Origin of the sequence: Nonomuraea roseoviolacea subsp. carminata (assembly GCF_024172185.1) — a bacterium.
Taxonomy (GTDB): Bacteria; Actinomycetota; Actinomycetes; order Streptosporangiales; family Streptosporangiaceae; genus Nonomuraea; species Nonomuraea roseoviolacea.
Genome location: NZ_JAMZEC010000001.1, coordinates 989168 through 1013675 on the forward strand (window position 1 = coordinate 989168; position 24508 = coordinate 1013675).

Here is a 24508-nt window from a genome sequence, read left to right on the forward strand (position 1 = left end):
GATGACGACCAGCTCAGAGCTGATCGGCGTGATCGAGCGCCGGAGCGCGCACAACTACCACCCGCTGCCCGTGGTGATCAGCGAGGCGCAGGGCGCCTGGGTGACCGACGTCGACGGCAGGCGGTTCCTCGACTGCCTGTCCGGCTACTCCTCGCTGAACTTCGGCCACGGCAACGAGAAGATCGTCGAGGCGGCGCAGCGGCAGCTCGCCCGGCTCACGCTGACCAGCCGCGCGTTCTACCACGACCAGTTCGCCGAGTTCTGCGCCGGGCTCGGCGACCTCACCGGCAAGGACATGATCCTGCCGATGAACACCGGCGCCGAGGCCGTCGAGACCGCGATCAAGGTGGCCCGCAAGTGGGGTTACGAGGTCAAGGGCGTCGAGCCGGAGCAGGCCACCATCATCGTGATGGAGGACAACTTCCACGGTCGCACCACCACGATCGTCAGCTTCTCCACCGACCCCGACGCGCGCGGCGGCTTCGGCCCGTACACGCCGGGCTTCAAGATCGTCAAGTACGGCTCGGTCGAGGCCGTGCGCGAGGCGATCGACGCCAACACGGTCGCGGTGCTGGTCGAGCCGATCCAGGGCGAGGCCGGAGTGCTGGTGCCGCCGGACGGCTACCTCACGCAGCTGCGCGAGCTGTGCACGGCCGAGAACATCCTCATGATCGCCGACGAGATCCAGTCGGGTCTCGGGCGCACCGGCCGGACCTTCGCCTGCGAGCACGAGAACGTCGTCCCGGACATGTACGTGCTGGGCAAGGCGCTCGGCGGCGGCGTGGTCCCGGTCTCGGCCGTCGCGGCGAACGCGGACGTGCTCGGCGTGATCAAGCCGGGGCAGCACGGGTCCACGTTCGGCGGCAACCCGCTGGCCTGCGCCGTGGGCAACGCCGTGATCGAGATCCTGCGTACCGGCGAGTTCCAGGAGCGCGCCGCCCGCCTCGGCGAGGTGCTGCACGCCCGGCTGCGCGAGCTGATCGGCGACGGCGTGGTGACCGTGCGCGGTCGCGGCCTGTGGGCGGGCGTCGACATCGACCCGTCGCTGGCGACCGGCCGCCAGGTGTCGGAGGCGCTCATGGCGCGTGGCGTGCTGGCCAAGGACACCCACGGCTCCACGATCCGGCTCGCCCCGCCGATCGTGATCTCGGAGGAGGACCTCCTGTGGGCGGTCGACCAGCTCGCCGACGCGATCAAGTCGTTCCGCTGAGCTGACGGACCGTCGAACTGACGGACCGTCGAGTTGACGGACCGTCGAGTTGACGGACCGTCGAGCCGACAGGCCGTCGAGCTGACGGGCGCCTTGCGGCCCGCGCCGCCGCACGACGCACGCACCGGACCGGACGTGCGGCCCCGCCGCGAACCCTCGCCTGTGGCGGGGCCGCACGTCCGCCACGGACGCCACAGATCGCCGCGAAGGCCGCCCGTTCCCGCGAACGCCGCCCTTGGTGGCGAATCCGCACGCCCCCACACGGGGGGCCGCGCGCCCGCCGCGCTATCCCGCGCGGCGCCAGGCCTGCATGCCGTCGGGGGCGTCGTCCGGGACGAACCCGGCCGCCTCCAGCTCGGCCCGCAGCCGGGCCGTGGTGGGCCGGTGGGTCTCGCCCAGCACCTCGTCCTCGCTGATCAGGGCCCCGTCCTGGGTGATCTGGTAGAGGTGGCGGTAGCGCGAGGTCTCACCGGAGACCTCCAGCACCTGGCCGCGCACCTGGTAGGTGTGCCGGCCCACCCGGTAGGAGCCCATGAGCTCCATCTCCCCGGGCTCGGCCTGGGGTCGCTCCCGGTGGTTGAACAGCAGCAGCCCGCCGGGTTCGAGCGAGCGGGCCAGCACGGGCCAGAGCCGCTCGCGCTCAGCCCGGCCGAAGCCGTACAGGACCGAGATCATGACGATGGCCTCGGCGGGCTCGGCGAGGACCACGTCGTGCGCCCCGCACGCCAGGACGGTCACGCGCTCCAGCAGGTCCGGGTCCTCGGCCAGGCGGGACAGCAGGACGGAGCGCATGGCGAGCGCCGGCTCGACCGCGAAGATCTCGGCGGGGGTCGCCCGGGCGATGACCCGGGTGATCAGGCCGGTGCCGGCGCCGATCTCCACCACGCTCCGCCGGACCCCCTTGAGCAGCGGCGGGAGGAGCTCGCGGATCTCGGGCACGTGCCCGTCCTCGTGCCACAGGTCGTAGAAGGGTACGGCGACGGAGTACTGGTCATTGCTCACGACGCCGAACGATAACCGTTTTCACTTTATTTGTACAGAAGCGATCTCTTTGATGGTGTTGCCCGAGGACTGGTACCAGGTGGCGCGGTCGGGGAAGGTGAGCGTGGCCAGGGCGTTCTGGAACCACGGCCCCTCGGTCACCCGCCACCGGAACGGCGGCCTCGGGATGCGGGCCGAGCGCGCGAGCCAGCCGCCGACCAGGGTCGCGACGCCGAACTGCGTGATCACGTTGGCCCAGCGCAGCAGCGGGCTGAGCGGGTTGCGGATCGGCGAGCAGACGATCTGGTGGATGTCGCCGGCGTTCGCCTTGGCCACGTAGGAGTAGTGGACGTCGCCAGACAGGACCAGCGTCGGCTTGCCCACCCGCACCAGCAGCCGCGCCAGGTCGTCGAACGAGCGGCGGAACGCCGCCCAGTGCTCCAGGTCCACGGCCTGCCGGAACTTCTCCGACAACCGCGCCACCAGGCGGCCCCACTTGCCGTCGCACAGGGCCTCGTTCCAGTTCTGCACCGAGTGGACTCCCTCGGGCAGCAGGAACGGGATCGAGGAGCCGACGACCAGCCGACCGGCCGGCTTGCCGACCTCCTCGACCAGCCACTGCCACTCCACCGGGTCGAGCATCCGGCGGTCGCCGGGGGTGAGCTGCCGCGCGCACCTGGTGTCGATCATGATGAGGCGGGTGTGGCCGAGGTCGCGCGCGTAGCTCCAGCGGGTGCTGGCCGGATCGGCGTCGGCCTTCTCGGCGAAGTCGTCGAGCAGGCCGCCGCCGTCGCCCGTGCCCTCGCGCAGGCTGCGCAGCAGCGGATCGGCCTCCCGCTCGGCCGGCGACAGGTTGCCGAGGTGCTGGTAGATCCAGTACGCGCCGAGCCCGGAGATCACCCGGCGCCGCCACCAGCTCGTCGCGGCCATCTGCCGGCGCCAGGTGTGGGAGGTGTTCCAGTCGTCGCGCAGGTCATGGTCGTCGAAGATCATCGCCGTGGGCACGGTCGACAGGAGCCAGCGGATCTCGGGGTCGCTCCACGCCTGCCGGTAGAGCTCGGCGTACTCCTCGTAGTCGGCGATCTCGCCGTGCGGCTCGTCGTCGCGGCGGGCGCGGATGTACTCCAGCATCTCGGGCGAGGGACTGTCGGCGTAGACCTGGTCGCCGAGCAGCAGCAACAGGTCGGGCCACTCGTCGTCGCCCGCCTCCATGAGGTGGCCGCCGTAGGCGCGCAGCACGTCCTCGCCGTGCGTCAGGACGTGGGCGGCGTCGTGGGGCACGCTCGTGCGGCAGGAGCCGAACGTCATCCGGCGCGGCCCTTCCGGCGGCAGCAGCCGGATGCGGCTCGGCGGCCGGCCCTCCTCCGGCCACACCCGCTCGCCGTCCAGCTCGACCGCGTAGCTCTCGACGTCCGCAGTTAAGCCGACGAGGTCGACGATCGCGTAGTGGTGGCCGTGCACCGTGAAGGTGCGCGAGTCGTGGGCGCGCCCGTCCGCGACGACGGAGACCGCGCACGGGCCGTCGGTCTCCACCCAGATCGATGCGCTGGACGCGTCCACGTAACGCAGCATCGGCCCGAGCACCAGTGCGGGCATCCCGACCCCCCGATTCGACAACAAGGCACAGTCTCGTACCCAAGGGTGCCAGAGTGGCACCTACGCGGCGCCGCCAGCTAGGGGTTGGATCGATGAATGCAGCACCGTTTCGCCACGACTATCAAAAAACCCAGTCGCGCCGAAACAGGCCGCTATAGGATCATCGCGACACCTACCCCCAAAGAGGCAGGCAATGGCGCCTGTCCTCCCCATGGGGGTACACACCAGGAGGCACTCCTTCCATGACCGTCATGGTGCCGTCAATGACGCCGGCGCTCGCGAAACCGGCCTCGATCCCGTCCGACCTCACGACCCCGGGCCTGCAGGCCCTCGACTCCGCCCTCCGGCAGCTCCACCACGCGGCCGAGCACCTCGGCCTCGACGACGGGCTGCGCACGATGCTCGCCACGCCGCGCCGCTCCCTGACCGTCTCCGTGCCGCTGCGGCGTGAGAACGGCCAGATGGACGTCGTCCAGGGCTTCCGCGTGCAGCACAACATCTCGCGCGGCCCCGCCAAGGGCGGCATCCGCTTCCACCCGGCCACCGACATCCACGAGGTCACCGCCCTCGCGATGTGGATGACCTGGAAGTGCGCCCTCGTGGGCATCCCGTACGGCGGCGCCAAGGGCGGCGTGGCCGTGGACCCGAGCGCCCTCAGCTCGCGCGAGCTGGAGCGGCTGACCCGCCGCTACGTCAACGAGATCCTGCCGCTCATCGGCCCGGAGAAGGACATCCCGGCCCCCGACGTCGGCACCGACGAGCAGACCATGGCCTGGATCATGGACACCTACAGCGTCAACACCGGCTACTCGGTGCCCGGGGTGGTCACCGGCAAGCCGATGACGCTGGGCGGCTCGCTCGGCCGGGCCGGCGCCACCTCGCGCGGCGTGCAGATCGCGGCACTGGCCGCGCTGGGCCGCTCGCCCGAGGGCGTGACGGTCGCCGTGCAGGGCTTCGGCAAGGTGGGCGCGCTGGCCGCGCAGTACCTCGCCGACGCGGGCTGCGTGGTCGTCGCCGTCTCCGACGTCTCGGGCGCCGTCCACGCCCCGGCCGGGCTCGACGTGGCCGCGCTGCGCGCCCACGCCGACGAGTCGGGCGGCGTCGCCGGCTACCCCCACGCCGACGCCATGGCCCACGACGACCTGCTGGAGCTGGACGTCGACGTGCTGGTGCCGGCCGCGCTGGAGAACGTCATCACCGCCGCCAACGCGCCCCGCGTCCGCGCCCGCCTGGTCGTGGAGGGCGCCAACGGGCCCACCACGCCCGAGGCCGACGAGATCCTCGCCGACGCCGGCACGACGGTCGTCCCGGACATCCTGGCCAACGCGGGCGGGGTGATCGTGTCGTACCTGGAGTGGGTGCAGAACATGCAGGCGTACTCGTGGAGCGCCGGTGAGGTCGAGCTGAAGCTGCGCGACCTCATGGAGAGCGCGTACGGCGAGGTGCGCACGCTGGCCGGCGAGCGGGGGCTGACCCTGCGGCAGGCGGCGCACGTCATCGGCGTGGACCGGGTCGCCGAGGCGCACCGGGTGCGCGGCCTGTACCCCTGATCGAGCCCGCCCGGGCCCGCACCTAGGTTGGGTAAACCTCGCCGATCACCAGGTGTCGCAGGTCAGGGCATTGATCATCGGGGACCTAAGGTGGGGGACGTGCTCAGGTCGGTGCTGTCCCTCACCCTGCCCCTCGCCCTCCTCCATTCGCCTCTCGTGCCTGACACGCAGGTCACGGCGCAGCGGGCGCTCGCGCAACGGTCCGTCCCCCAGCGCCAGGTCCTGACGCCGGGGGGCGACCGGCTGGGGTACGCGCCCGTCGCCCCGCCCTACGCCGGGGAGCGGCGGCTGGCGGGGCTGGTGCTGGCCCGCGACCCGGTCGCGGGCCGCACCGTGCTGTGCGGCGGCGCGGTGATCAGGTCGCGCAGCCGGAGCCTGGTGCTCACGGCCGCCCACTGCCTGTACGACCAGGGCAGGAAGCTGCGGGAGGTGTCGTTCCTGCCGGGCTTCCAGGGCGGCCGGCCGCCGCTCGGGGTGTGGCGGGCCGCGCGGACGTGGGTGCCGCAGCGGTGGCGCACCGGGCAGGGCACGGTGGACCAGCTCCCGTACGACGTCGGCCTGATCGGGGTCGGCGGCCGTGGCCCGGCGCTGGAGGACGTGACCGGGCGCGGGCTGCGGACGCTGCCCACGCGGCACGGCACCTCGCTGCGCGGGCTGGAGCTGCTCGGCTACCCGGCGGGCCGGAGGTACCCCGGCACGGATCTCTACCACTGCCTGGGCGACGCCGCCGAGGGCGCGGACCGGGGGCCCGGGGTGCTGGTGACGCGCAACTGTCACGCGCCCGACGGCGGCAGCGGCGGCCCCGCGCTGCACGACGGGGCGGTGGCGGGCGTCGTCTCCTCCTCCAGCCCGCTGCACGACCCGCGCGGTTTCACCGTGCTCACGCGGCTCGGCGGCCGGACGTTCCGGCGGATGCTCGACGAGTCGGACCGGTGGATGAGCGAGCGGTGGACGAGCGGCAGGCGGACGGGCGACCGGCCCCTCCTCCCCTGGCCGGTCGTGGATCAGCTCGTGCCGTGCTCCCCGGCGTGCCTCACGATGTCCTCGCAGATGGCGTGGGTGATGAGCGCGTCGTCAGCCGTGAGCAGGCGCCCGTCGCGCACGGCGTCGAGGAAGTCCAGGCACGCCTGCTCGATGCCGCGCTGCCGGGCGACCGGCACCCAGTCGGGCCGGCGCACCAGCGTCTCGCCGGCCGTGTAGTCGATCACGTCACCCAGGTTGACCACCCGCCGCTTGACGCCGCCGCCCATGACCTCGCAGCTCTCCTCGGCGGCGCCGCTGACCCGGCACATGGAGCCGATCGCGGTGAACCCGTCGCCGGTCAGCTCCAGCACCAGGTGCTCGGCCAGGCCATTGACGACGCGGGTGCGGATCGCGGTGCCGGTCACCTCGCCGGGGGCGAGGAAGCGCAGGGTGTCCACCACGTGGATGAAGTCGTCGAACACGGTCCGCCGGGGGTCGTCCGCCTGGCCGGCGCGGTTCTTCTGCATGAGGACCAGATGGCGGGGCAGCGCCGCGAGGCCCACGTAGCCGGGGGCGTACCTGCGGTTGAAGCCGACCATGAGCGAGCGGCGCTCGGCGTGCGCGAGCCGTACGAGGTGCTCGGAGTCGGGCAGGTTGTCGGCGAGCGGCTTGTCCACGTAGACGTGGACACCGGCCTTGAGCAGCGGTTCGACCAGCTCGCGGTGGGCGGTCGTGGCGGCGTGGACGAACGCGGCCTCGACGCCCGCCTCGATCACCTCGCCGACGGAGGTGAACCGGCCGGCGACGCGGTAGGTGTCGCCGAGCCGGTCCAGGGTCGGCCGGTCGCGGGTGCAGAGGTGGAGGTCGATTCCGGGCTGGGCGGCGAGCACGGGCAGGTACGCCTTCTCGGCGATGTCGCCCAGGCCGATCACGGCTGTCTTCATCCGGCGAGCGTAGCCCGCAGCGCCTCGTCCGTCGGCGTGGGGCGCACGCCGAAGGTGGTCTGGAACGCCGAGGAGTCGAGCACGAACGGCTCGACGAACTGGTAGCGGATGTGCCGCATCTCCCCGGCCATGGGGTTGACCAGGCCCACCGCGCGCACCAGCGGCCACGGCAGCGTGCTCATCCTCGGCGCCGGGCGGCCGAGGACGGCCGCCATCCGCTCGCCGATCTGCCGGAAGGTGAGCGGCTCGGCGGTGGGCACGTGCCACGGCCGGCCCCACGCCCGCTCGTCGGAGCCCGCCACGATGAGCGCGTCGGCGACGTCCGGCAGGTACGTCCAGCTGTGCGGCACGTCGGCGGGCCAGACCAGCGAGACCGTCTTGCCCGCGCGCAGCGGGACGAGGAACCGGGCGCCCAGGTAGGACTGGTCGGAGGAGCCGGGCCCGAAGTAGTCGGAGCCGCGCACCTCGGTCACCCGGACGCGGCCCGCCTCGTGCGCGGCCAGGGCCTCGGTCCACATGCGGGCGCGCACCCGGGCCTTGGGGCTGGTGGAGGCGAGCGGCAGGTCCTCGGTCATCGGGCCGCTCACGGGGCCGTACGCGTAGAGGTTGCCGAGCATGGCGTACACGGCGCCGGTGGCCTCGGCGGCGGCCAAGAGGGAGGCGGCCATCGGCGGCCAGTCGGTGAGCCAGCGGTGGTAGGCCGGGTTGACGCAGTTGTAGAGGACGTCGGCGCCCTTGCCGATCTCGGTGAGCCGGGCCTGGTCGGTGACGTCGGCCGCCACCCGGGTGGCCCCCTCGGGGCCGGAGCCGGAGCGGGTGACGACGGTGACGTCGTGGCCCTGCGCGACGAGCTTGGCGGCCAGGTGGCCGCCGACCTGGCCGGAGCCGACGACGATGTGCTTACCCATGATCAGACCTGCTTCCAGAGGATGCGGAGGACCGCGTTGACGACGAAGACGAGGGCGAAGACGGCGGCCGGGGCCGCCCGGCCCGCAGCGTAGAGGAAGAACGCGCCGCCGCCGAACCAGACGATCTCCAGGACCGCCCGGGCGATCCCGGTGAGCGGGATCGTGGCGTTGGCGCCGCCGCCCGCGCCGAACAGCGCCCACACGGCGATGAACAGGGCCGGGCCGCCGAGGCCGGCGAGCAGCTTGATCGCCCAGTTGGGGCTCACCGTGAAGCCCCAGTAGGCCACGGAGGCGAGCACGCCCAGCTCCAGGAAGAACATCAGCACCGCGTTGGCGCCCTTGAGGGTGGTGAGCATCTCGGCCTCCGGTGACTACCCGTTCGCTTACGAGAGCAATGCTCTCTCAAGTGAGCGGCAGTCGTCAAGAGCGGTGCTCTCGTTTTCTGCCGCCGCTCTGGTAGCGTGCTGGACATGACAGCCAGCCGAACCGCGAGAGAACGCGTCCGCGCCGAGCTGACGAGGGAGATCGTGGAGATCGCCCGCAGGCAGCTCGCCACCGAGGGGGCCGGCGGCCTGTCCCTGCGCGCCGTGGCGCGCGAGATGGGGATGGTGTCCTCGGCGATCTACCGCTACTTCCCGAGCCGCGACGACCTGCTCACCACGTTGATCATCGACGGCTACAACGCGCTCGGCGAGGCCGTGGAGCGCGCCGACGCCGCCGCCCCCGGCGGCGACTTCCCGGGCCGGTGGGCGGCCCTGTGCCACGCCGTACGCGACTGGGCGCTGGCCCACCCCCACGAGTACGCGCTGCTGTACGGCTCGCCGGTGCCGGGCTACCAGGCGCCGCAGGACACGATCGCGCCGAGGGTGCGCGACCTGAGGGTGTTCGGCGCGATCCTGTCCGCCGCCCAGCGGGCCGGGGCGCTCGTGCCGCCCGCCGCCCCCGTGGAGGCCGATCCGGCGCTCGCGGGAGAGGCGGAGGCGAGCCTGGCCGAGCTCATGCCCGGCGTGCCCGGCGACGCGCTGCTGCGCGCCCTGTCGGCGTGGACGGCCCTGTACGGGTGGGTGAGCTTTGAGGTGTTCGGCCAGTTCAAGGGCGCCTTCGAGGACAACCGGCCGGCGTTCGACCACATGGTGCGGGCGCTGGGCGCGACGATCGGGCTCACCCGCGCCTGACCCCGGAGACGACTCGACCGCGCCTCCCCCGGGGTCGCGGGGAGCGCGGTCGAGTGACTCCGGGCCCGGCAGGTCGTGCCGGGGCCCGGAAGCAGGGCCCGCCGGGTCAGCGGGACGCGCGGTTGACGGCCGAGATCACGGCCTTGAGGGCGGCGGTGGTGGTGCTGGCGTCGATGCCGACGCCCCACAGCACCTGCCCGTCCACCTCGCACTCCACGTACGAGGCGGCCTTGGCGTCGGAGCCGGCGCTGAGCGCGTGCTCCACGTAGTCGAGGACGCGCACCCGGACGCCGATGCGCGCGATGGCGTCGATGAACGCCGAGATGGGGCCGTTGCCGGAGCCCGCGACCTCCCGGATCTCGCCGTCGACCCGCACGTCGGCGCTGATGCGGTCGACGTCGTCGGCCACCGACTCGTGGCGGTGCGCCATCAGGCCGAGGCGGCCCCAGCGGTTGGCCGGGTTGGGGAGGTACTCGTCCTGGAAGATCTCGAACATGGCGGCCGGGCTGATCTCGCCGCCCTCGGTGTCGGTGCGGGCCTGCACGACCTTGGAGAACTCGATCTGCAGCCGGCGCGGCAGGTCGAGCTGGTGGTCGGCCTTCATGATGTAGGCGACGCCGCCCTTGCCGGACTGGCTGTTGACCCGGATGACCGCCTCGTAGCTGCGGCCGATGTCCTTGGGGTCGATCGGGAGATACGGCACCGCCCAGGTGAACTCGTCGACGGGCACGCCCGCCTCCCGCGCGTCCTTCTCCAGGTGCTCGAAGCCCTTCTTGATGGCGTCCTGGTGGGAGCCGGAGAAGGCGGTGTAGACCAGCTCGCCGCCCCACGGGTGACGCGGGTGGACGGGCAGCTGGTTGCAGTACTCGGTGACGCGGCGGATCTCGTCGATGTCACTGAAGTCGAGCTCGGGGTCGACGCCCTGGGAGAACAGGTTCATGCCCAGCGTGACCAGGCAGACGTTGCCGGTGCGCTCGCCGTTGCCGAACAGGCAACCCTCGATGCGGTCGGCGCCGGCCAGGTAGCCCAGCTCGGCGGCGGCCACGGCGCTGCCCCGGTCGTTGTGCGGGTGCAGCGACAGCACGATCGAGTCGCGGTGGCGCAGGTTGCGGTGCATCCACTCGATCTGGTCGGCGTAGATGTTGGGGGTGGCCATCTCGACGGTGGCGGGCAGGTTGATGATGACCTTGCGGTCGGGGGTGGGCTGCCACACGTCGTTGACGGCGTCGCACACCTCGACCGCGTACTCCAGCTCGGTGCCGGTGAACGACTCCGGTGAGTACTGGAAGCGGACGTCGACGTCGGTGGCGTCGGCGAGCTTCTTGACCAGCTTGGCGCCCTCGACGGCGATCGCGGTGATGCCGTCCTTGTCCTGGCCGAAGACGACCCGGCGCTGCAGGGTGGAGGTGGAGTTGTACAGGTGGACGATGGCCTGCTTGGCGCCCTCGATCGCCTCGAAGGTGCGCTCGATGAGCTCCGGCCGGGCCTGCGTCAGCACCTGAACGACGACGTCGTCGGGGACGCGGCCCTCGTCGATGATCTTTCGGATGAAGTCGAAGTCGGTCTGGCTGGCGGCCGGGAAACCGACCTCGATCTCCTTGAAGCCCATGCGGACGAGCAGCTCGAACATCTGGAGCTTGCGGTGGGAGTCCATCGGGTCGATGAGCGCCTGGTTGCCGTCGCGCAGGTCGACCGCGCACCAGCGGGGGGCCTTGGTGATCACCTGGTCGGGCCACGTGCGGTCGGTCAGGCGTACCGGCTCGAACGGCTGGTAGCGATGGAACGGCATGGGACTGGGCTGCTGAGCGGTCATGGTGGGCTCTCCTCGTCGGTCGATGGCGAACGGCCGACGCGCATGACTCGCCCCGCGGCGAGGGAGCCGGCCTAGAGGCCCCCGCCGCGGCGGCTAAGAAGGAGTCCGCGCAGCATGCCAAGCACGCTACCAGACGTCTCGCCGTGCGCCGTCCCGCGTCTCGGATGTTGAGATGTCAGGGGATGAGGACGGACAGGCAGGTGACGCAGCCCTCCAGTTTCTCGAACTCCGAGATGTCCACGGTCGTCACGTCCAGGCCGCGCTGGACCAGCAGGTCGGCGGTGCGGGGCGCGGAGGCCGCCATGAGGACGCGGTCGCCGCCGAGGAGGACGACGTGGGCGCCGGACTCCTCCTCGGGTTCGAGCAGGCCGGCGGGCCGGTCGAGGCGGGCGAGGTCGAGGGCGGCGAGGTCGAGGTGGGCGGGGTCGCCGATGAGGGTGCCGTCGGGCAGGGCGGTGACGGCGGACTTGAGGTGCAGCACGCCGTCGAGGTCCACCGGCCGCACCTGCCGTTCGGGCAGCAGCGCGGCGAGCTGGGCGATGCCCTCGTCGTTGGTGCGCGACGAGCGGCCGACGTAGACGGCGCGGCCCACCTGGAGGACGTCGCCGCCGTCCAGCGTGCCGGGGCGGGTGACGCGCACGGCCCTGAGGCCGAGCCCGCGCACCGCCTCCTCCACCGCGGCCACCTCCGGCCGCCGCTCGGGGGCGCCCGGGCGGGTCAGCACGGCCAGCCGCCCGCAGACCACGACGGCGTCCTCGACGAACGGCGCGTCGGGCAGGTCGTCGGCCGGTTCGACGTGGACCGGCGTCCAGCCGGCCGCGGCGAGGGCGGCCACGTACGCCTCGTGCTGCACGAGGGCGCGCTCCGGGTCGACGGGTTCGCGCTCGATGTGGGTGACGAGACCCTCGGCGATCCGGGGTCCGGGCTTCCTTACCAGCGCGATACCAGACATAGGGCGCTTTCTATCACGTACTCAGTAGAGTCTCCGACATGCGTGACGACGAGATTCTGAGCCGGATCAGCGCCCTCGTGACCGAGGAGCACGAGCTGCGCGGCAAGCTGTCGGCGGGCGAGGTCACCTCCGAGGAGGAGAATGCCCGCGTCAAGGAGCTGGAGGTCGCCCTGGACCAGTGCTGGGACCTGCTGCGGCAGCGTCGCGCCCGCCGCGGCGCCGGCGAGGACCCGGACGCCGCCAGCGCCCGCCCGGCCTCGGAGGTCGAGGGCTACCGCCAGTAGGAAGACCCGCTCACCGGCCTGGTGCGAGGGGGCCGTTCTTCACGTGCGTGTTGCCCCGATGTTAAGCGTGCGTTAGATATCGGCCTCCTCCCCTTGTTCGAACATCCTTCTGCGGCGAGGCTCTGGCCTGCAACTACTCCCCCCAGGAGGTACACCAGTGAGCACACCCAAGGTGCCGTGGAAGGCGGTCGTCGGCGGCTCCATCGGCAATCTGGTCGAGTGGTACGACTGGTTTGTCTACAGCAGCTTCGCGATCTACTTCGCCGCCTCCTTCTTCCCTGACGGCGACGCGACGGCGCAGTTGCTCAACACCGCCGGCATCTTCGCCGTGGGCTTCTTCATGCGGCCCGTCGGCGGCTGGCTGCTCGGCCGCTACGCCGACCGGAAGGGCCGCAAGGCCGCGCTCACGCTCACGGTCACCCTGATGTCGGCCAGCGCCCTGCTGATCGCCATCGCCCCGACGTACGAGGCGGTCGGCTTCTTCGGCGCCGTCGTCCTGCTGATCGCCCGCCTCCTGCAGGGTCTGTCGGTCGGCGGCGAGTACGCCGCCAGCGCCACCTACCTCACCGAGGCCACGCCTCCCGGCAAGCGCGGTCTGGCCTCCAGCTTCCAGTACGTCTCGATGACGGCCGGCCAGCTCGTCGGCCTGGGCCTGCAGATCATCCTGCAGAACACCATGTCGGACGAGGTCCTCAAGTCCTACGGCTGGCGCATCCCGTTCGTCATCGGCGCGCTCGGCGCGGCGGTGGTGTTCTACCTGCGGCGCAACCTCCTGGAGACCGAGGCGTACGACGAGGAGGAGCGCGAGGTCGAGGGCGGCCACCAGCAGCGCGGCACCATCAAGGCCCTGATGGCGCACAAGAAGGAGGCGCTGCTCGTCATCGCCCTCACCATGGGCGGCACGGTCGCGTACTACACCTACACGACCTACCTGACGAAGTACCTCGCCAACACCGCGGGCCTGCCCAAGCAGACCGCCACCCTGGTCAGCTTCTGCGCGCTGTTCGTCTTCATGCTCATCCAGCCGCTCGCCGGCTCGCTGTCGGACCGCATCGGCCGCCGGCCGCTGCTCATCACGTTCGGCATCGGCTCGCTGCTCGGCACCGTGCCCCTCATGACGGCGCTGGCCAGCGTGGACGGCTTCCTCGGCGGCTTCGTCCTCTCGCTGGTGGGCCTGATCATCATCACCGGCTACACCTCGATCAACGCGGTGGTGAAGGCCGAACTGTTCCCGACCAACATCCGGGCGCTCGGCGTGGCCCTGCCGTACGCCATCGCCAACGCCCTGTTCGGCGGCACCGCCGAGTACGTGGCCCTGTGGTTCAAGTCCAGCGGCATCGAGTCCGGCTTCTACTGGTACGTCTCCGGTTGCGCCGCGGTGTCCCTGGCCGTGTACCTGACCATGCGTGAGACCCGCGACGCCGCCCTCAGCCGCGCTGAGCAGAAGGCCGGCGAAGCGGATTCGGTCCCGATTCGCCTCTAGTCTGGGCGACATGCGAGTTCTCCTGGTCGAAGACGACGATCGGCTCGCCTCCGCGCTCACCACGGCCCTCGCCCGCCACGGCCACCAGGTCGCGCGGGCGGGGCTGGCCGTCGACGCCCTCCGCCTCGCGGGGGGCGTCGACTTCGTCCTGCTGGATCTGGGCCTGCCCGACATGGACGGTCTCGACGTGCTGCGCCGCCTGCGCCGTGTGTCGGCGGTCCCGGTGATCGTGGTGACCGCCCGGACCGAGGAGCGCGAGGTGCTGCGCGGGCTGCGCTCGGGCGCCGACGACTACCTGGTCAAGCCGTTCCGCACGGTGGAGCTGATGGCCAGGATGGAGGCCGTCGTGCGGCGCGGCACCCGGCCGATGCCCGATCGCGGACAGGTGGTGAGCGTCGGCGACGTCCACATCGACCTCGTCGCCCGCCAGGTCACCGTGGCGGGGGCGGCGGTGACCCTGACCCGGCGCGAGTTCGACGTGCTGGCCCTGCTGGCCCGCGAGCCGGGCGTGGTGCGCAGCCGCGAGGAGATCCTCGACGAGGTCTGGGGCGACCCGCTGCTGTCGGCGTCGCGCTCGCTCGACGTCCACGTCGCGGGCCTGCGCTCGAAGACCGGCCGGCCCGGCCTGGTCGAGACGCTGCGCGGCACGGGCTACCGCCTGGGCTCCGGCGCGTGAACTCCCGCCTGGTGATCACGTTCACCACGCTGATCGCGATCCTCATCACGGCGCTGGCCGTGCCCCTGGCCCTCTCCTACGCCTCCCACCGCACCAACCGGCTGCTGCTGGACCGCCGCGCCGACGCCACCCGCTTCGCGGAGCTGGCCGACCAGGCGACCCGCGAGGGCGACCACACGAGCCTGACCTCCGAGGTGGTCCGCTACGCCGAGCTGTACGGCGCGGCCGTGCGGGTGCGCGACCGGGGCGGTCGCGTGCTCGTCACGGCCGGCCGGTTCGAGGCCGACGACACCGAGCCCACGCGGCTCGCGCTGTCCGGCCGCACCACCGAGGACCTGCCCATGGTCGACCCGTTCGGCCCGGCCAGCGTGCTGCTGGCCGAGCCGGCGGGCCGCGATGCCCAGCTCTCGGGCGCGGTGCTGCTCCAGGCCCGCACCGACCAGGCCCGGCTGGACGTCGGGATGGTGTGGGGCGCGCTGGCGCTCGGCTCGCTGATCGCGCTGGCCTACGGCGTGCTGGCGGCGCGCCGGCTGGCCCGCTGGATTTTGCGGCCGGTCACCGAGCTGGACCGCACGACGCGGGCCATCGCCGAGGGCCATCTGGACGCCCGCGCGCACCCGGGCGTCGGCCCCACGGAGCTGCGGCGGCTGGAGGAGCGGTTCAACGCGATGGCCGACGCCCTGTCGGGGGCGATGGAGCGGCAGCGGGCCTTCGTCGCCGACGCCTCCCACGAGCTGCGCACGCCGCTGACCGTGCTGGGGCTGCGGCTGGAGAACCTGGAGCCGCACCTGCGCGACGAGGGCTCGGCCGAGTTCGAGGAGGCCATGGCCGAGCTGGACCGGCTGGCCGTGCTCGTCGAGGACCTGCTGGCGCTGGCCCGGGTGGAGGCGGGCGCGATCGCCGACGACAAGGAGGTCGAGCTGGCGCCCCGGCTCGGGGTGTGGCGCGAGGTGTACGCGGCCAAGGACATCACCCTGGACATGGACGTACCAGAAATGTCGGTCGTGCCGGAGGCGGCGGCCAGGATCGCGGACATAGCCCTCGACAACGCCCAGAAGTTCGTGCCGCCGGGCGGCACGGTGACCGTCACCCTGCGCGACGGGGTGCTGCGCGTCGCCGACGACGGGCCGGGGCTCGCCGAGGAGGAGCGGGCCGACGCGCTCGGCCGCTTCTGGCGCTCGGTCAGCCACGCCAACGTGCCGGGCAGCGGGCTCGGGCTGGCGATCGCCGCCGAGCTGGCCAAGGCGTGCGGAGCGACGCTGTCGCTGCTGCCGGCCGACCCTCACGGCCTGGTGGTGGAGCTGCGCCTGCCCGAGCAGTACGCGGCGGGCTGAGAGAGCTCCCGGGCCTCAGCCGTAGACGGAGCGGTAGTAGCGGGCCGCGCCCGGGTGGAGCGGGACGATGCCGGTCCCTATGGCGTACCTCTTGTCCAGCCGGCCACCGGGCGCCGAAGGGGCCTGGAGCCGGTCACGGGCCCGGAAGAGCGTGTCCGTCACGGTGTAGGCGGCGTCCTCGGGCAGGTCGCGGCGGCACATCAGGTAGCTCGGGGTGCCGACGGTCGGCACGGGCAGCGTCCCCGCGTACACGCCGGCCGGGACGTCCGCCGGTTCGTAGACCGGCCCGTACGTGCGGCGCAGCACCGGCACCAGCGACTCCAGCGGGACGAGCCTGATGCCCTCGGTCGCGGCGAGCGCCGGGGTCGGGACGCCGCCCGACCAGAAGAACGCGTCGACGTCCCCCTCGCGCAGCGCGAGGATGGAGGCGTCCAGCCCGAGCCGGAGCGCCCCCGCGCTCGGCAGGCCCGCGGCCGACAGCACCCGCGCGGCCGTCACCGCGGTGCCCGATCCCTCGGCGCCGATGGACACCACCCGCCGGGCCAGGTCCTTCGGCTCGAAGATCGCCGAGTCGTGGCGGACCACCAGGTGGACGTAGTTCATGTACATCCTGGCCAGCGCCGCGACGGGCTGGTGGCGCACCCGCACCGCGTCGTCGGCGCTGTCGGCCAGCGAGAAGCCGACGTCGGCGCGGCCGTCGGCGAGCATCTGGAGGTTCTGCACGCTGGCCGCCGTCTTGATCACCTGCACCGCGACGCCGTCACGCCGCAGCTCGGCCGCGAACCGGTCGCCCAGCACCTCGTACGGACCGCCCGCCAGCCCGGTCGCCAGCCGGATCGTGTGCTCCGCGTCCTCGGCCGGCGCGCAGCCCGTGGCCGCGAGCGAGGTGAGCACCAGGAAGGCGCGGCGGGACATCGGCACGATCTCACGCTATCGAATCACGCAGAATGAGAGATATGACCCAACGGGACGCACTTCTCCGGATCGCCCCGGAGCTGCGGATGTTCCTGCCCGTGAGCCGCCGCCAGGAGTGGCAGCGGGTGACTCCGGACGGCAGCTCCACCCTCGGGCACCACGTCGAGTCGGTCGGCATCCCCCTGACCGAGGTCGGCCCCATGACCGTCGAGGGCCGCGGAGTCGCCCCCTCCCACCAGCTCGCCGCCGGCGACGTCGTCGAGGTCGCCCCGGTGCCGCGCCCCCAGCAGCTCCCCCGCGAGCCGCGGTTCCTGCTGGACGTCCACCTCGGCACGCTGGCCCGGCGGCTGCGGCTGCTCGGCATCGACACGGCCTACCACAACGACATGGACGACCCGGCGCTCGTCGTCCAGGCCAACGAGGAGCGGCGGGTGCTGCTCACCCAGGACCGCGGCCTGCTGCGCCGCCGCGCCCTGTGGCTCGGCGCGTACGTGCGCGGCTCGCGGCCCCAGGACCAGCTCCGCGACCTGATGGAGCGCTTCGCACCGCCCCTGCGGCCGTGGACGCGCTGCACGGCCTGCAACGGCGAGCTGACCCCCGCCGACAAGGAGGCGGTGGCCGCGCGCCTGGAGGCGGGGACGAGGCGCAGCTACGACGCGTACGGGCAGTGCCGGGCGTGCGGCCAGGTGTACTGGCACGGAGCGCACAGCGATCACCTGGAGGAGATCGTCCGCACGGCCCGTGCGTGGGCGGGCAGCCTCTCCTGACCTCACGGGCGCTCTGCCCGTCGCTCTGCCCGTCGCTCTGGCCGGGGCGGCGTCGCCGTCCTAAGGTGGCCGTGTGGCCGATCCCCTTCAGCCGGGCCCCCGTCAGGGCAGGATCAGACGCGGCAGGCGCGGGTACGCGCTGGCCGTCAGCGTGGCCGCGGCGCTGCTCGTGCTCTGCGCCGTCCTGCCGTGGGCGGGCATCGAGGCCAGAAGTGAGGTCATCGGCGGCGGTCTCACCAGCGACGTGCGGGGCGTGGACGCCGGGCTCGGCGTCTTCACCCTGGTCGCGGGGCTGGTGGCGCTGGCGCTCGGGGTGGCGGGGCTGCTGGGCCGCCGCCCGTGGGTGGCCGCCCTCGCGGCGCTGCCGGGGGCGTTCGCGACCGTGCTGCTGGTGATGTTCGCGGCCGACCCGGGCGGCGTGACCGGCCGGGTCTCGCTCGACCTGGGCGGGATGCTGTCGGTGGGGCCGGTCATCAGGTACGGGTGGTTCGCGGCGCTGGCCAGCTCGCTGGCGCTGGTCCTGTTCGCCGTGCTGGCCGCCGCGCGCCGCTCCCCCGCGACCGGCTGACGACGGCGCGAGGCCCCCCGATCAGCCGGAGCAGCCCGATCAGCCCGGTCAGTCGGAGCAGCCGGATCAGTCGTAGAAGCCGAGCCGGCGCAGCTGCTTGGGGTCGCGCTGCCAGTCCTTGGCGACGCTGATGCGCAGGTCGAGGTAGACCCGGGTGCCGAGCAGCGCCTCGATCTGCTGGCGGGCCCGCGTGCCCACGTCGCGCAGCCGCTCGCCCTTGTGCCCGATGACGATGGCCTTCTGCGACGGCCGTTCGACGAACATGTGGGCGTAGATGTCGAGCAGGTCGTCGCGGCCCTCGCGCGGCAGCATCTCGTCGACCACCACGGCGATCGAGTGCGGCAGCTCGTCGCGGACGCCCTCCAGCGCCGCCTCCCTGATCAGCTCGCCGACCAGCACCTGCTCGGGCTCGTCGGTGAGCTGCCCCCCCTCGTACAGCGGTGGGGACTCGGGCAGGTGCTCGATGAGCACGTCGCCGAGCACGTCGAGCTGGTCGCCCCGCTCGGCCGACACGGGCACGATCGCGGCGAACTCCGCGACCTGCGACACGGCGAGGAGCTGCTCGGCGATCTGCTCCTTGGTGGCCAGATCGCACTTGGTGACCACGGCAACCACCGGGGTGCGCTTGACGGCGGCGAGCTTGTCGGCGATGAACCGGTCGCCCTTGCCGATCGGCTCGTTGGCCGGCACGCAGAAGCCGATGACGTCGACCTCGGTCAGCGTGGACAGCACCAGGCTGTCGAGCCGCTCACCGAGCAGGGTGCGCGGCCGGTGCAGCCCGGGGGTGTCGACGATGACGATCTGGGCGTCGGGCCGGTGGACGATGCCGCGGATGACCCGGCGGGTGGTCTGCGGCTTGGACGAGGTGATCGCGACCTTCGTGCCCACCAGGGCGTTCATCAACGTGGACTTGCCGACGTTGGGCCTTCCCACGAAGCAGGCGAATCCGGCGCGATGGTTGTCTGGCGAGGTCACTAGTGCATTGTCGCCCATCAGCGGGTCTGCCCGCGCCACCAGGCGAACACCTCGGGCAGCACGCGGGGCGACCACGGCGTCATCGCCAGCCCCGCCAGCTCCTCCTCGGTGACCCACCGGTAGTCGGTGATCTCGTCGCCGTCGGGCTGCGGGACGCCGGAGGCGAGCGCGCAGCCGTACACGGCGATCATGTACTGGCACCGGTGGCCGTTGGGGTAGACGGCGTGGAACTCGGGGCCGCTGTACACGCCGATCACGCCGCGCACCTCGACCTCGACGCCCAGCTCCTCGCGCAGCTCCCTGACCACGGCCTCCTCGGGCCGCTCGTCCGGGTCGAGCATGCCGCCGGGCGCGGCCCACAGCCCGACGTCGCCGTGGCGGGCCAGCAGCAGCCGCCCCGACCCGTCGAACACGCATCCGCACACCGACGGCAGCAACAGCAGGTCGGAGCCGACCTTCGCGCGCAGCCCGGCGAGGTACGGCGACATCGGCATGTCAGCTCCGCAGGGTGCCGTCGGGGCCGGCCACGAGCAGCGCCTTGACGCCCAGCTCGCGGGCGACCTCCTCGTCGGCGGGGCTCGGGCCGTCGCCCGCGGTGACGAGCGCGACGGCCTCCAGGGACTGCGCGCCGCTGGAGACGGCCATCGCGACGGCCACCTGCACAGCCGACAGCCGCAGGGAGGAGAGCGCGACGTCGGTCGCGGAGTAGGTGCGGCCGGTCTCGTCGCGCACGGCGGCGCCCTCGGCGGAGCCGTTGCGGGCGCGCGCGGCGCGGGCCAGCGTGATGATCTTGCTGTCTTCGGGATCGAGAGTCACGGGCACCAGACTAGGCGCTGGCCATCTTCAGGACGGCGCCGACCAGTCGTTCGGTGCTCGCCCGCTCGACGCTGGCCATGCCGCTGTGCACGATCGAGACGAGCGTGTCGCCCGCGCGGGCGAGCACGACGTCCATCGTGTACGGGTATCCGCGCAGCTTCCCGCGCAGCCGGGCGCTCACGGCCTCGTCGCCGGGCGCCTCGACCGGCAGCGAGCGCAGCCGCAGCCGCGTGCCGCCGGGCGCCCGCACGGTCTGGCACTGCGCCAGCGAGCCGGCGAGCGCGTCGAGGTGGCTGCCGGCCTCGGAGCCCGAGTAGCGGGCCAGGCCCACGGCGACCTGCTCGCCCAGCTCGTCCCCCTGGTAGCTGACCGCCGCCTGCCCGGTGAGCGCCCGCAGGGGTGCGTGGCCCCCCGCGGGCTCCAGGATGGCGCGGCAGTCGCGGTCGGCCACCTTGAACGGCACCCGCCACGCCGCGCCGGCCCGGGGAGAGAACCCGTCGGGCAGCGCCTCCGGCCGTTCGAGCAGCGCGTGCAACCGGACCGACGCCCGGACGCTGGTACGCGAGGTGGTGTACGTGCCGGCGTGCCCGCCGCTTCTCCGCGCCTCGCAGGCCGCCAGTCCGCCGGCCAGGAGCGCGGCGACCGTGGCGAGCCCGATGATCCGCAGTCCGCGTCGCATGATTACCTCCGCTCGCGGATCTCCCCGGGAGCCGAACAGGACAACCCACCACAGTCACCAATAAAGCCTCAAACGCTGAAAGGGTGCCCTCGTCCGGCTTTACGGACGAGAGCACCCTTACGCCAAGCAACGCCGCGATCGTGATGATCGAGACGTTGCCGCCCCCCGGGAGCGTCCTCCGGCCGCGAACCCCACCCGGCGTTCGGACGCTTCCCTCGTTCGACGCCCTCCGCACTGGGCGTCGAGACAAGACTGGGACACCCCGCTTGCAACCGGCTTGTAGAACACTTGCCACAACTGCCAACAAATGCCGCACTGCTGCAATTCACCGGCGTGGGTGGCGGAGGGGCCGGAGTCAGTCCCGCTGTTCGGTGGTGGCGAGGCGGACGTCAGTCCTGCTGCTCGGCGGAGGCCGGGACGGTCTCGCCCTCCGGCCGCGTGACCCGGCGGACCACGACCGTGCTGATGCGGTTGCGGCGGCCCGCCAGGCTCTCGGCCGTGAGCTGGAGCCCGGCGACCTCCGCCTGCGAGCCGGCGATCGGCACCCGGCCGAGCGCGTGGGCCAGCAGCCCGCCGACCGTCTCGACGTCGTCGACCTCGATCTCCGTGTCGAACAGCTCGCCCAGTTCGTCCACCGGCATGCGGGCGGTGACCCGCAGCGCCCCGTCGGGCATGGGCTCGACCCTCGGCGCCTCCTGGTCGTACTCGTCGGCGATCTCCCCGACGATCTCCTCCAGGACGTCCTCGATCGTGACCAGCCCGGCCGTGCCGCCGTACTCGTCGATGACGATCGCGAGGTGGATCTGCCGCGCCTGCATCTCGCGCAGGAGCTGGTCGATCGGCTTGCTCTCGGGCACGTACGTGGCCGGCCGCATGATCGAGTCGATCCGCTCGGCGCCGCCGTCCTGACCCGACTCGTGCACCCGGCGGATGATGTCCTTGAGGTAGGCGATGCCGACGACGTCGTCCTCGTTCTCCCCGACGACGGGGATGCGGGAGAAGCCGCTGCGCAGCGCCAGCGACAGAGCCTGGCTGAGCGTCTTGCCGCGCTCGATGAACACCATGTCGGTACGGGGCACCATGACCTCGCGCACCAGCGTGTCACCCAGCTCGAACACCGAGTGGATCATCTCGCGCTCGTCCGGCTCGATGACCCGGCGCTCCTCGGCCAGGTCGACCAGGTCGCGCAGCTCGGCCTCGGAGGTGAACGGGCCCTCGCGGAACCCCTTGCCGGGGGTCAGCGCGTTGCCCAGCAGGATGAGCAGCTTGGGCAGCGGGCCGAAGATCCGGGTCAGCCCGTAGACGATCGGCGCCCCGGCCAGCGCGATGGGCTCGGCGTGCTGGCGGCCCAGGGTGCGCGGCGAGACGCCGACGATGACGTAGCTGACCACGATCATGACGGCGGCGGCCGTCACGTACGCCCACCCCTGGTCGCCCAGGCGGTCGATGCTCAGCAGCGTGACGATCACCGTGGCGACCAGCTCGCAGCTCAGCCTGAGCAGCAGGAGCAGGTTGAGGTAGCGCGGCGGGTCGGTGACGATGGCCTGCAGCCGCACGGCGCCGCGCCTGCCCTCGCGCACGAACTCCTCCGCCCGCACCCGGGAGATGCGGGTCAGAGCCGTCTCCGCGCTGGCGATCAGGCCACCGATCACCACGAGCGCGATGGCCAGGGGCAACCAGGCGTTCACCGCGGGTCGCGCACCTCCTGCCACGCCTCCAGCAGCCGCGCCTGCAGGCCGAACATCTCCTTGTGCTCCTCAGGCTCGGCGTGGTCGTAGCCGAGCAGGTGCAGGATGCCGTGCGTGCACAGCAGCTCCAGCTCGTCGCGGGTGGAGTGGCCGGCCTCCTCGGCCTGCCGGGCCGCGACCTGCGGGCAGAGCACCACGTCGCCGAGCAGCGCCGGGTCGGCGGGCGCGTCGCCGTCGCCGCGCGCCCCGCCGCCCGGGCGCAGCTCGTCCATGGGGAAGGCGAGGACGTCCGTGGGACCGGGCTCGCCCATCCACTTCTCGTGCAGCTCCGCCATGGCGTTCTCGTCGACCACCATGATGGACATCTCGGCGAGCGGGTTGATGCCCATCTCGCCGAGCACGTGGGCGGCGAGGCGGACGATGTTCTCCTCGTCGACCTCGACGCCCGACTCGTTGTTGATCTCGATGCTCATCGCCGCTTACCCCGGTGCTGGATCGGCTTGGCGGGCCCGGCCGCCTCCTGAAGGGCGTCGTAGCGCCCGTAGGCGTCGACGATCTCGCTGACCAGCTTGTGGCGCACCACGTCGGAGCTGGTCAGGCGGGCGAAGTGGATGTCGTCGATGCCGTCGAGGATCTCCTGCACGACGCGCAGGCCGCTGGTGGTGCCCGCCGGCAGGTCCACCTGGGTCACGTCGCCGGTCACCACGATCTTGGAGTTGAAGCCGAGCCTGGTCAGGAACATCTTCATCTGCTCGGCCGAGGAGTTCTGGGCCTCGTCGAGGATGATGAAGGCGTCGTTGAGGGTGCGGCCCCGCATGTACGCCAGCGGCGCGACCTCGATCGTGCCCGCCGCCATCAGCTTGGGGATGGAGTCGGGGTCGACCATGTCGTGCAGCGCGTCGTACAGCGGCCGGAGGTAGGGGTCGATCTTCTCGTACAGCGTGCCCGGCAGGAAGCCGAGCCGCTCGCCCGCCTCGACGGCGGGACGGGTGAGGATGATCCGGTTGATCCGCTTCTCCTGGAGCGCCCGCACGGCCTTGGCCATGGCGAGATAGGTCTTGCCGGTGCCGGCCGGACCGATCCCGAACACGACCGTGTGGTTGTCGATCGCGTCGACGTAGCGCTTCTGGTTGACGGTCTTGGGCCGGATCGTCCGGCCGCGCGAGGAGAGGATGTCGAGGGAGAGCACCTCGGCCGGCCGGTCGGAGGTCATGCGCAGCATGGCGATGCTCCGCTCGACCGCGTCGGGCGTGAGCTCGCCGCCGCTCCTGAGCACTTCGACGAGCTCTTCGAACAGCCGCACCACGGCCCCGCTCTCGTCGGGGCTGCCGGTGACGGTGATCTCGTTTCCTCGGACGTGGATGTCGGCCCGGAAGGCGCCCTCGATGACACGCAGCAGCTCGTCACGGGAGCCCAGGAGGCTGACCATCGGGTATTCGTCCGGAATCAGCACCTTGGCCTGTGTGCGCGTCGGAGGTGCGGTCCGGCGGGTTTCGTGTAGTTCGGACATGGGCAGGCCAGCGGCCTGATGCCTCCCGGTCTGTTCGTGTGTGCTTCTTCGCCCATGGTAGCCGGGCCCACGCGAACCGTTCTCGTCAATATCAGCCGGTCGCCGTCAGCCGGGCGGCCAGGTCAGGTCGCGGCCCCCGAGCACGTGCGCGTGGACGTGGAAGACCGTCTGGCCGGCCCCGGGCCCGGTGTTGAAGACCACGCGGTAGCCGGTGCCGGCCACGCCCTCCTGGACGGCCACGGCGTGGGCGGCCTTGAGGACGTCGTCGGCCAGCCCGTCGTCGGCCGCGGCCAGCGCTGCCGCGTCGGCGTGGTGCTCCTTGGGGATGACCAGGACGTGGGTCGGGGCCTGCGGGTTGATGTCGCGGAACGCGAGCGCCCGGTCGGTCTCCAGGACGACCTCGGCCGGGATCTCCTTGGCGACGATCTTGCAGAAGAGGCAGTCGGTCACCTGCCCACCCTATCGAGGCGCGCCGCCGGCGGCCCGCCTGGAACGTTCCCGACACCCAGGAACCCGTTGTGAATCGGTGACCGAGCGCGCCGTGCAAGGGAAGATCCTCGCGGTTAGGGTGGGTGTGCGAGACTTCAAGCACAACAGCACACATCAGGGTCGGGTACGGCCACCTGGCGAGGACACGACTGGGTAATGCCCTTCAAGGAACGTAAACCCTCTCGGAAGGCCGCGCGTCCTCATGAGGTGACCACCGAGACCCTTCTGGCCG

The 24508-nt window shown here is 72.2% G+C and carries 25 protein-coding genes; 9 read left to right on the forward strand and 16 right to left on the reverse strand.

Annotated features, from left to right (window positions below):
* The first annotated feature begins 1 nt into the window (after nt 1).
* Nucleotides 2-1210, forward strand: coding sequence for an ornithine--oxo-acid transaminase (gene rocD, locus HD595_RS04520; protein ID WP_253765871.1), 1209 nt, complete (start codon nt 2-4; stop codon nt 1208-1210).
* Nucleotides 1211-1495: 285 nt separating this feature from the next.
* Here rocD and HD595_RS04525 read toward each other — a convergent pair whose 3' ends face one another.
* Together HD595_RS04525 and HD595_RS04530 are read right to left on the reverse strand one after the other, a co-directional pair.
* Nucleotides 1496-2212 carry a class I SAM-dependent methyltransferase gene (locus HD595_RS04525; protein WP_253765873.1) on the reverse strand — a complete coding sequence of 239 codons (717 nt, stop codon included), beginning with the start codon at nt 2210-2212 and terminating at the stop codon, nt 1496-1498.
* A gap of 21 nt (nt 2213-2233) precedes the next feature.
* Nucleotides 2234-3787 (reverse strand): alkaline phosphatase D family protein, encoded by a 1554-nt coding sequence (locus HD595_RS04530; protein ID WP_253765875.1) that lies wholly within the window; start codon nt 3785-3787, stop codon nt 2234-2236.
* Between the two features lie 242 nt (nt 3788-4029).
* Here HD595_RS04530 and HD595_RS04535 point away from each other — a divergent pair, with 242 nt between their 5' ends.
* A complete protein-coding gene (locus HD595_RS04535) occupies nt 4030-5337 on the forward strand; it encodes a Glu/Leu/Phe/Val family dehydrogenase (RefSeq protein ID WP_253765877.1) in 1308 nt (435 codons plus the stop codon).
* A 1004-nt stretch (nt 5338-6341) separates the two neighbouring features.
* Here HD595_RS04535 and HD595_RS04540 read toward each other — a convergent pair.
* Genes HD595_RS04540 through HD595_RS04550 form a run of 3 tightly spaced genes read right to left on the reverse strand, consistent with a single transcriptional unit; the run spans nt 6342 to nt 8508 of the window.
* On the reverse strand, nt 6342-7244 hold the full coding sequence (locus HD595_RS04540; protein ID WP_253765879.1) for a Gfo/Idh/MocA family protein: 903 nt from the start codon (nt 7242-7244) through the stop codon (nt 6342-6344).
* Nucleotides 7241-8152 (reverse strand): NAD-dependent epimerase/dehydratase family protein, encoded by a 912-nt coding sequence (locus HD595_RS04545; protein ID WP_253765881.1) that lies wholly within the window; start codon nt 8150-8152, stop codon nt 7241-7243. Before HD595_RS04545 ends, HD595_RS04540 begins: the two co-directional genes overlap by 4 nt.
* Before the next feature lie 2 nt (nt 8153-8154).
* Nucleotides 8155-8508 carry a YrdB family protein gene (locus tag HD595_RS04550; RefSeq protein WP_253765883.1) on the reverse strand — a complete coding sequence of 118 codons (354 nt, stop codon included), beginning with the start codon at nt 8506-8508 and terminating at the stop codon, nt 8155-8157.
* A 114-nt stretch (nt 8509-8622) separates the two neighbouring features.
* Between HD595_RS04550 and HD595_RS04555 the strand changes: the two genes are divergently transcribed.
* The gene (locus HD595_RS04555; RefSeq protein ID WP_253765885.1) at nt 8623-9327 is read left to right on the forward strand and encodes a TetR/AcrR family transcriptional regulator; all 705 of its coding nucleotides are present in this window, start codon (nt 8623-8625) and stop codon (nt 9325-9327) included.
* A gap of 106 nt (nt 9328-9433) precedes the next feature.
* On the opposite strand, the gene leuA is transcribed toward HD595_RS04555, so the two are convergent.
* Both leuA and ddaH read right to left on the reverse strand, forming a co-directional pair.
* Entirely contained in the window at nt 9434-11140 is a 1707-nt protein-coding gene (gene leuA / locus HD595_RS04560; protein WP_253765887.1) for a 2-isopropylmalate synthase, read from the reverse strand.
* Between the two features lie 175 nt (nt 11141-11315).
* The gene (gene ddaH / locus HD595_RS04565; RefSeq protein ID WP_253765889.1) at nt 11316-12092 is read right to left on the reverse strand and encodes a dimethylargininase; all 777 of its coding nucleotides are present in this window, start codon (nt 12090-12092) and stop codon (nt 11316-11318) included.
* A 38-nt stretch (nt 12093-12130) separates the two neighbouring features.
* On the opposite strand from ddaH, the gene HD595_RS04570 reads away from it, so the two are divergent.
* From HD595_RS04570 to HD595_RS04585, 4 genes are all read left to right on the forward strand, one after another.
* The gene (locus HD595_RS04570; RefSeq protein WP_253765892.1) at nt 12131-12376 is read left to right on the forward strand and encodes a DUF2630 family protein; all 246 of its coding nucleotides are present in this window, start codon (nt 12131-12133) and stop codon (nt 12374-12376) included.
* A 157-nt stretch (nt 12377-12533) separates the two neighbouring features.
* Nucleotides 12534-13859 (forward strand): MFS transporter, encoded by a 1326-nt coding sequence (locus HD595_RS04575; protein WP_253765894.1) that lies wholly within the window; start codon nt 12534-12536, stop codon nt 13857-13859.
* A gap of 10 nt (nt 13860-13869) precedes the next feature.
* Nucleotides 13870-14535: a response regulator transcription factor gene (locus HD595_RS04580; RefSeq protein WP_253765896.1), complete on the forward strand. Its 666-nt coding sequence runs from the start codon at nt 13870-13872 to the stop codon at nt 14533-14535.
* The gene (locus HD595_RS04585; RefSeq protein WP_253765898.1) at nt 14532-15869 is read left to right on the forward strand and encodes a sensor histidine kinase; all 1338 of its coding nucleotides are present in this window, start codon (nt 14532-14534) and stop codon (nt 15867-15869) included. Before HD595_RS04580 ends, HD595_RS04585 begins: the two co-directional genes overlap by 4 nt.
* A 15-nt stretch (nt 15870-15884) precedes the next feature.
* On the opposite strand, the gene HD595_RS04590 is transcribed toward HD595_RS04585, so the two are convergent.
* A complete protein-coding gene (locus tag HD595_RS04590; protein ID WP_253781058.1) occupies nt 15885-16784 on the reverse strand; it encodes a TAXI family TRAP transporter solute-binding subunit in 900 nt (299 codons plus the stop codon).
* A 41-nt stretch (nt 16785-16825) separates the two neighbouring features.
* On the opposite strand from HD595_RS04590, the gene HD595_RS04595 reads away from it, so the two are divergent.
* Nucleotides 16826-17551: a Mut7-C RNAse domain-containing protein gene (locus HD595_RS04595; RefSeq protein WP_420540685.1), complete on the forward strand. Its 726-nt coding sequence runs from the start codon at nt 16826-16828 to the stop codon at nt 17549-17551.
* Nucleotides 17552-17624: 73 nt separating this feature from the next.
* Entirely contained in the window at nt 17625-18119 is a 495-nt protein-coding gene (locus tag HD595_RS04600) for a hypothetical protein (protein WP_253765902.1), read from the forward strand.
* A gap of 66 nt (nt 18120-18185) precedes the next feature.
* On the opposite strand, the gene era is transcribed toward HD595_RS04600, so the two are convergent.
* The 8 genes from era to HD595_RS04640 all read right to left on the reverse strand — a co-directional run bounded on the left by era (nt 18186) and on the right by HD595_RS04640 (nt 24237).
* Nucleotides 18186-19112: a GTPase Era gene (gene era, locus HD595_RS04605; RefSeq protein WP_175595000.1), complete on the reverse strand. Its 927-nt coding sequence runs from the start codon at nt 19110-19112 to the stop codon at nt 18186-18188.
* Complete coding sequence (locus tag HD595_RS04610) at nt 19112-19588, reverse strand: NUDIX domain-containing protein (protein WP_301309443.1); 477 nt, start codon at nt 19586-19588, stop codon at nt 19112-19114. The genes era and HD595_RS04610 overlap by 1 nt, the downstream gene beginning before the upstream one ends.
* 1 nt (nt 19589) lies before the next feature.
* A complete protein-coding gene (locus HD595_RS04615) occupies nt 19590-19910 on the reverse strand; it encodes a cytidine deaminase (RefSeq protein ID WP_253765904.1) in 321 nt (106 codons plus the stop codon).
* A 10-nt stretch (nt 19911-19920) separates the two neighbouring features.
* Nucleotides 19921-20589: a hypothetical protein gene (locus HD595_RS04620; RefSeq protein ID WP_253765906.1), complete on the reverse strand. Its 669-nt coding sequence runs from the start codon at nt 20587-20589 to the stop codon at nt 19921-19923.
* A gap of 389 nt (nt 20590-20978) precedes the next feature.
* Nucleotides 20979-22277, reverse strand: a complete 1299-nt coding sequence (locus HD595_RS04625; protein WP_253765907.1) for a hemolysin family protein — start codon at nt 22275-22277, stop codon at nt 20979-20981.
* Nucleotides 22274-22750 carry an rRNA maturation RNase YbeY gene (ybeY, locus tag HD595_RS04630; RefSeq protein ID WP_253765909.1) on the reverse strand — a complete coding sequence of 159 codons (477 nt, stop codon included), beginning with the start codon at nt 22748-22750 and terminating at the stop codon, nt 22274-22276. Before ybeY ends, HD595_RS04625 begins: the two co-directional genes overlap by 4 nt.
* Nucleotides 22747-23787, reverse strand: a complete 1041-nt coding sequence (locus tag HD595_RS04635; RefSeq protein ID WP_253765911.1) for a PhoH family protein — start codon at nt 23785-23787, stop codon at nt 22747-22749. The genes ybeY and HD595_RS04635 overlap by 4 nt, the downstream gene beginning before the upstream one ends.
* A gap of 105 nt (nt 23788-23892) precedes the next feature.
* A complete protein-coding gene (locus HD595_RS04640; protein ID WP_253765913.1) occupies nt 23893-24237 on the reverse strand; it encodes a histidine triad nucleotide-binding protein in 345 nt (114 codons plus the stop codon).
* Nucleotides 24238-24508: the final 271 nt, after the last annotated feature.

Coding starts and splice junctions, on each gene's coding strand:
- rocD (WP_253765871.1), top strand. CDS start 2: ATGACGACCAGCTCAGAGCTGATCGGCGTGATCGAGCGCCGGAGCGCG.
- HD595_RS04530 (WP_253765875.1), bottom strand. CDS start 3,787: ATGCCCGCACTGGTGCTCGGGCCGATGCTGCGTTACGTGGACGCGTCC.
- HD595_RS04535 (WP_253765877.1), top strand. CDS start 4,030: ATGACCGTCATGGTGCCGTCAATGACGCCGGCGCTCGCGAAACCGGCC.
- HD595_RS04540 (WP_253765879.1), bottom strand. CDS start 7,244: ATGAAGACAGCCGTGATCGGCCTGGGCGACATCGCCGAGAAGGCGTAC.
- HD595_RS04545 (WP_253765881.1), bottom strand. CDS start 8,152: ATGGGTAAGCACATCGTCGTCGGCTCCGGCCAGGTCGGCGGCCACCTG.
- HD595_RS04550 (WP_253765883.1), bottom strand. CDS start 8,508: ATGCTCACCACCCTCAAGGGCGCCAACGCGGTGCTGATGTTCTTCCTG.
- HD595_RS04555 (WP_253765885.1), top strand. CDS start 8,623: ATGACAGCCAGCCGAACCGCGAGAGAACGCGTCCGCGCCGAGCTGACG.
- leuA (WP_253765887.1), bottom strand. CDS start 11,140: ATGACCGCTCAGCAGCCCAGTCCCATGCCGTTCCATCGCTACCAGCCG.
- ddaH (WP_253765889.1), bottom strand. CDS start 12,092: ATGTCTGGTATCGCGCTGGTAAGGAAGCCCGGACCCCGGATCGCCGAG.
- HD595_RS04570 (WP_253765892.1), top strand. CDS start 12,131: ATGCGTGACGACGAGATTCTGAGCCGGATCAGCGCCCTCGTGACCGAG.
- HD595_RS04580 (WP_253765896.1), top strand. CDS start 13,870: ATGCGAGTTCTCCTGGTCGAAGACGACGATCGGCTCGCCTCCGCGCTC.
- HD595_RS04590 (WP_253781058.1), bottom strand. CDS start 16,784: ATGTCCCGCCGCGCCTTCCTGGTGCTCACCTCGCTCGCGGCCACGGGC.
- HD595_RS04595 (WP_420540685.1), top strand. CDS start 16,826: ATGACCCAACGGGACGCACTTCTCCGGATCGCCCCGGAGCTGCGGATG.
- era (WP_175595000.1), bottom strand. CDS start 19,112: ATGGGCGACAATGCACTAGTGACCTCGCCAGACAACCATCGCGCCGGA.
- HD595_RS04610 (WP_301309443.1), bottom strand. CDS start 19,588: ATGCCGATGTCGCCGTACCTCGCCGGGCTGCGCGCGAAGGTCGGCTCC.
- HD595_RS04620 (WP_253765906.1), bottom strand. CDS start 20,589: ATGCGACGCGGACTGCGGATCATCGGGCTCGCCACGGTCGCCGCGCTC.
- ybeY (WP_253765909.1), bottom strand. CDS start 22,750: ATGAGCATCGAGATCAACAACGAGTCGGGCGTCGAGGTCGACGAGGAG.
- HD595_RS04635 (WP_253765911.1), bottom strand. CDS start 23,787: ATGTCCGAACTACACGAAACCCGCCGGACCGCACCTCCGACGCGCACA.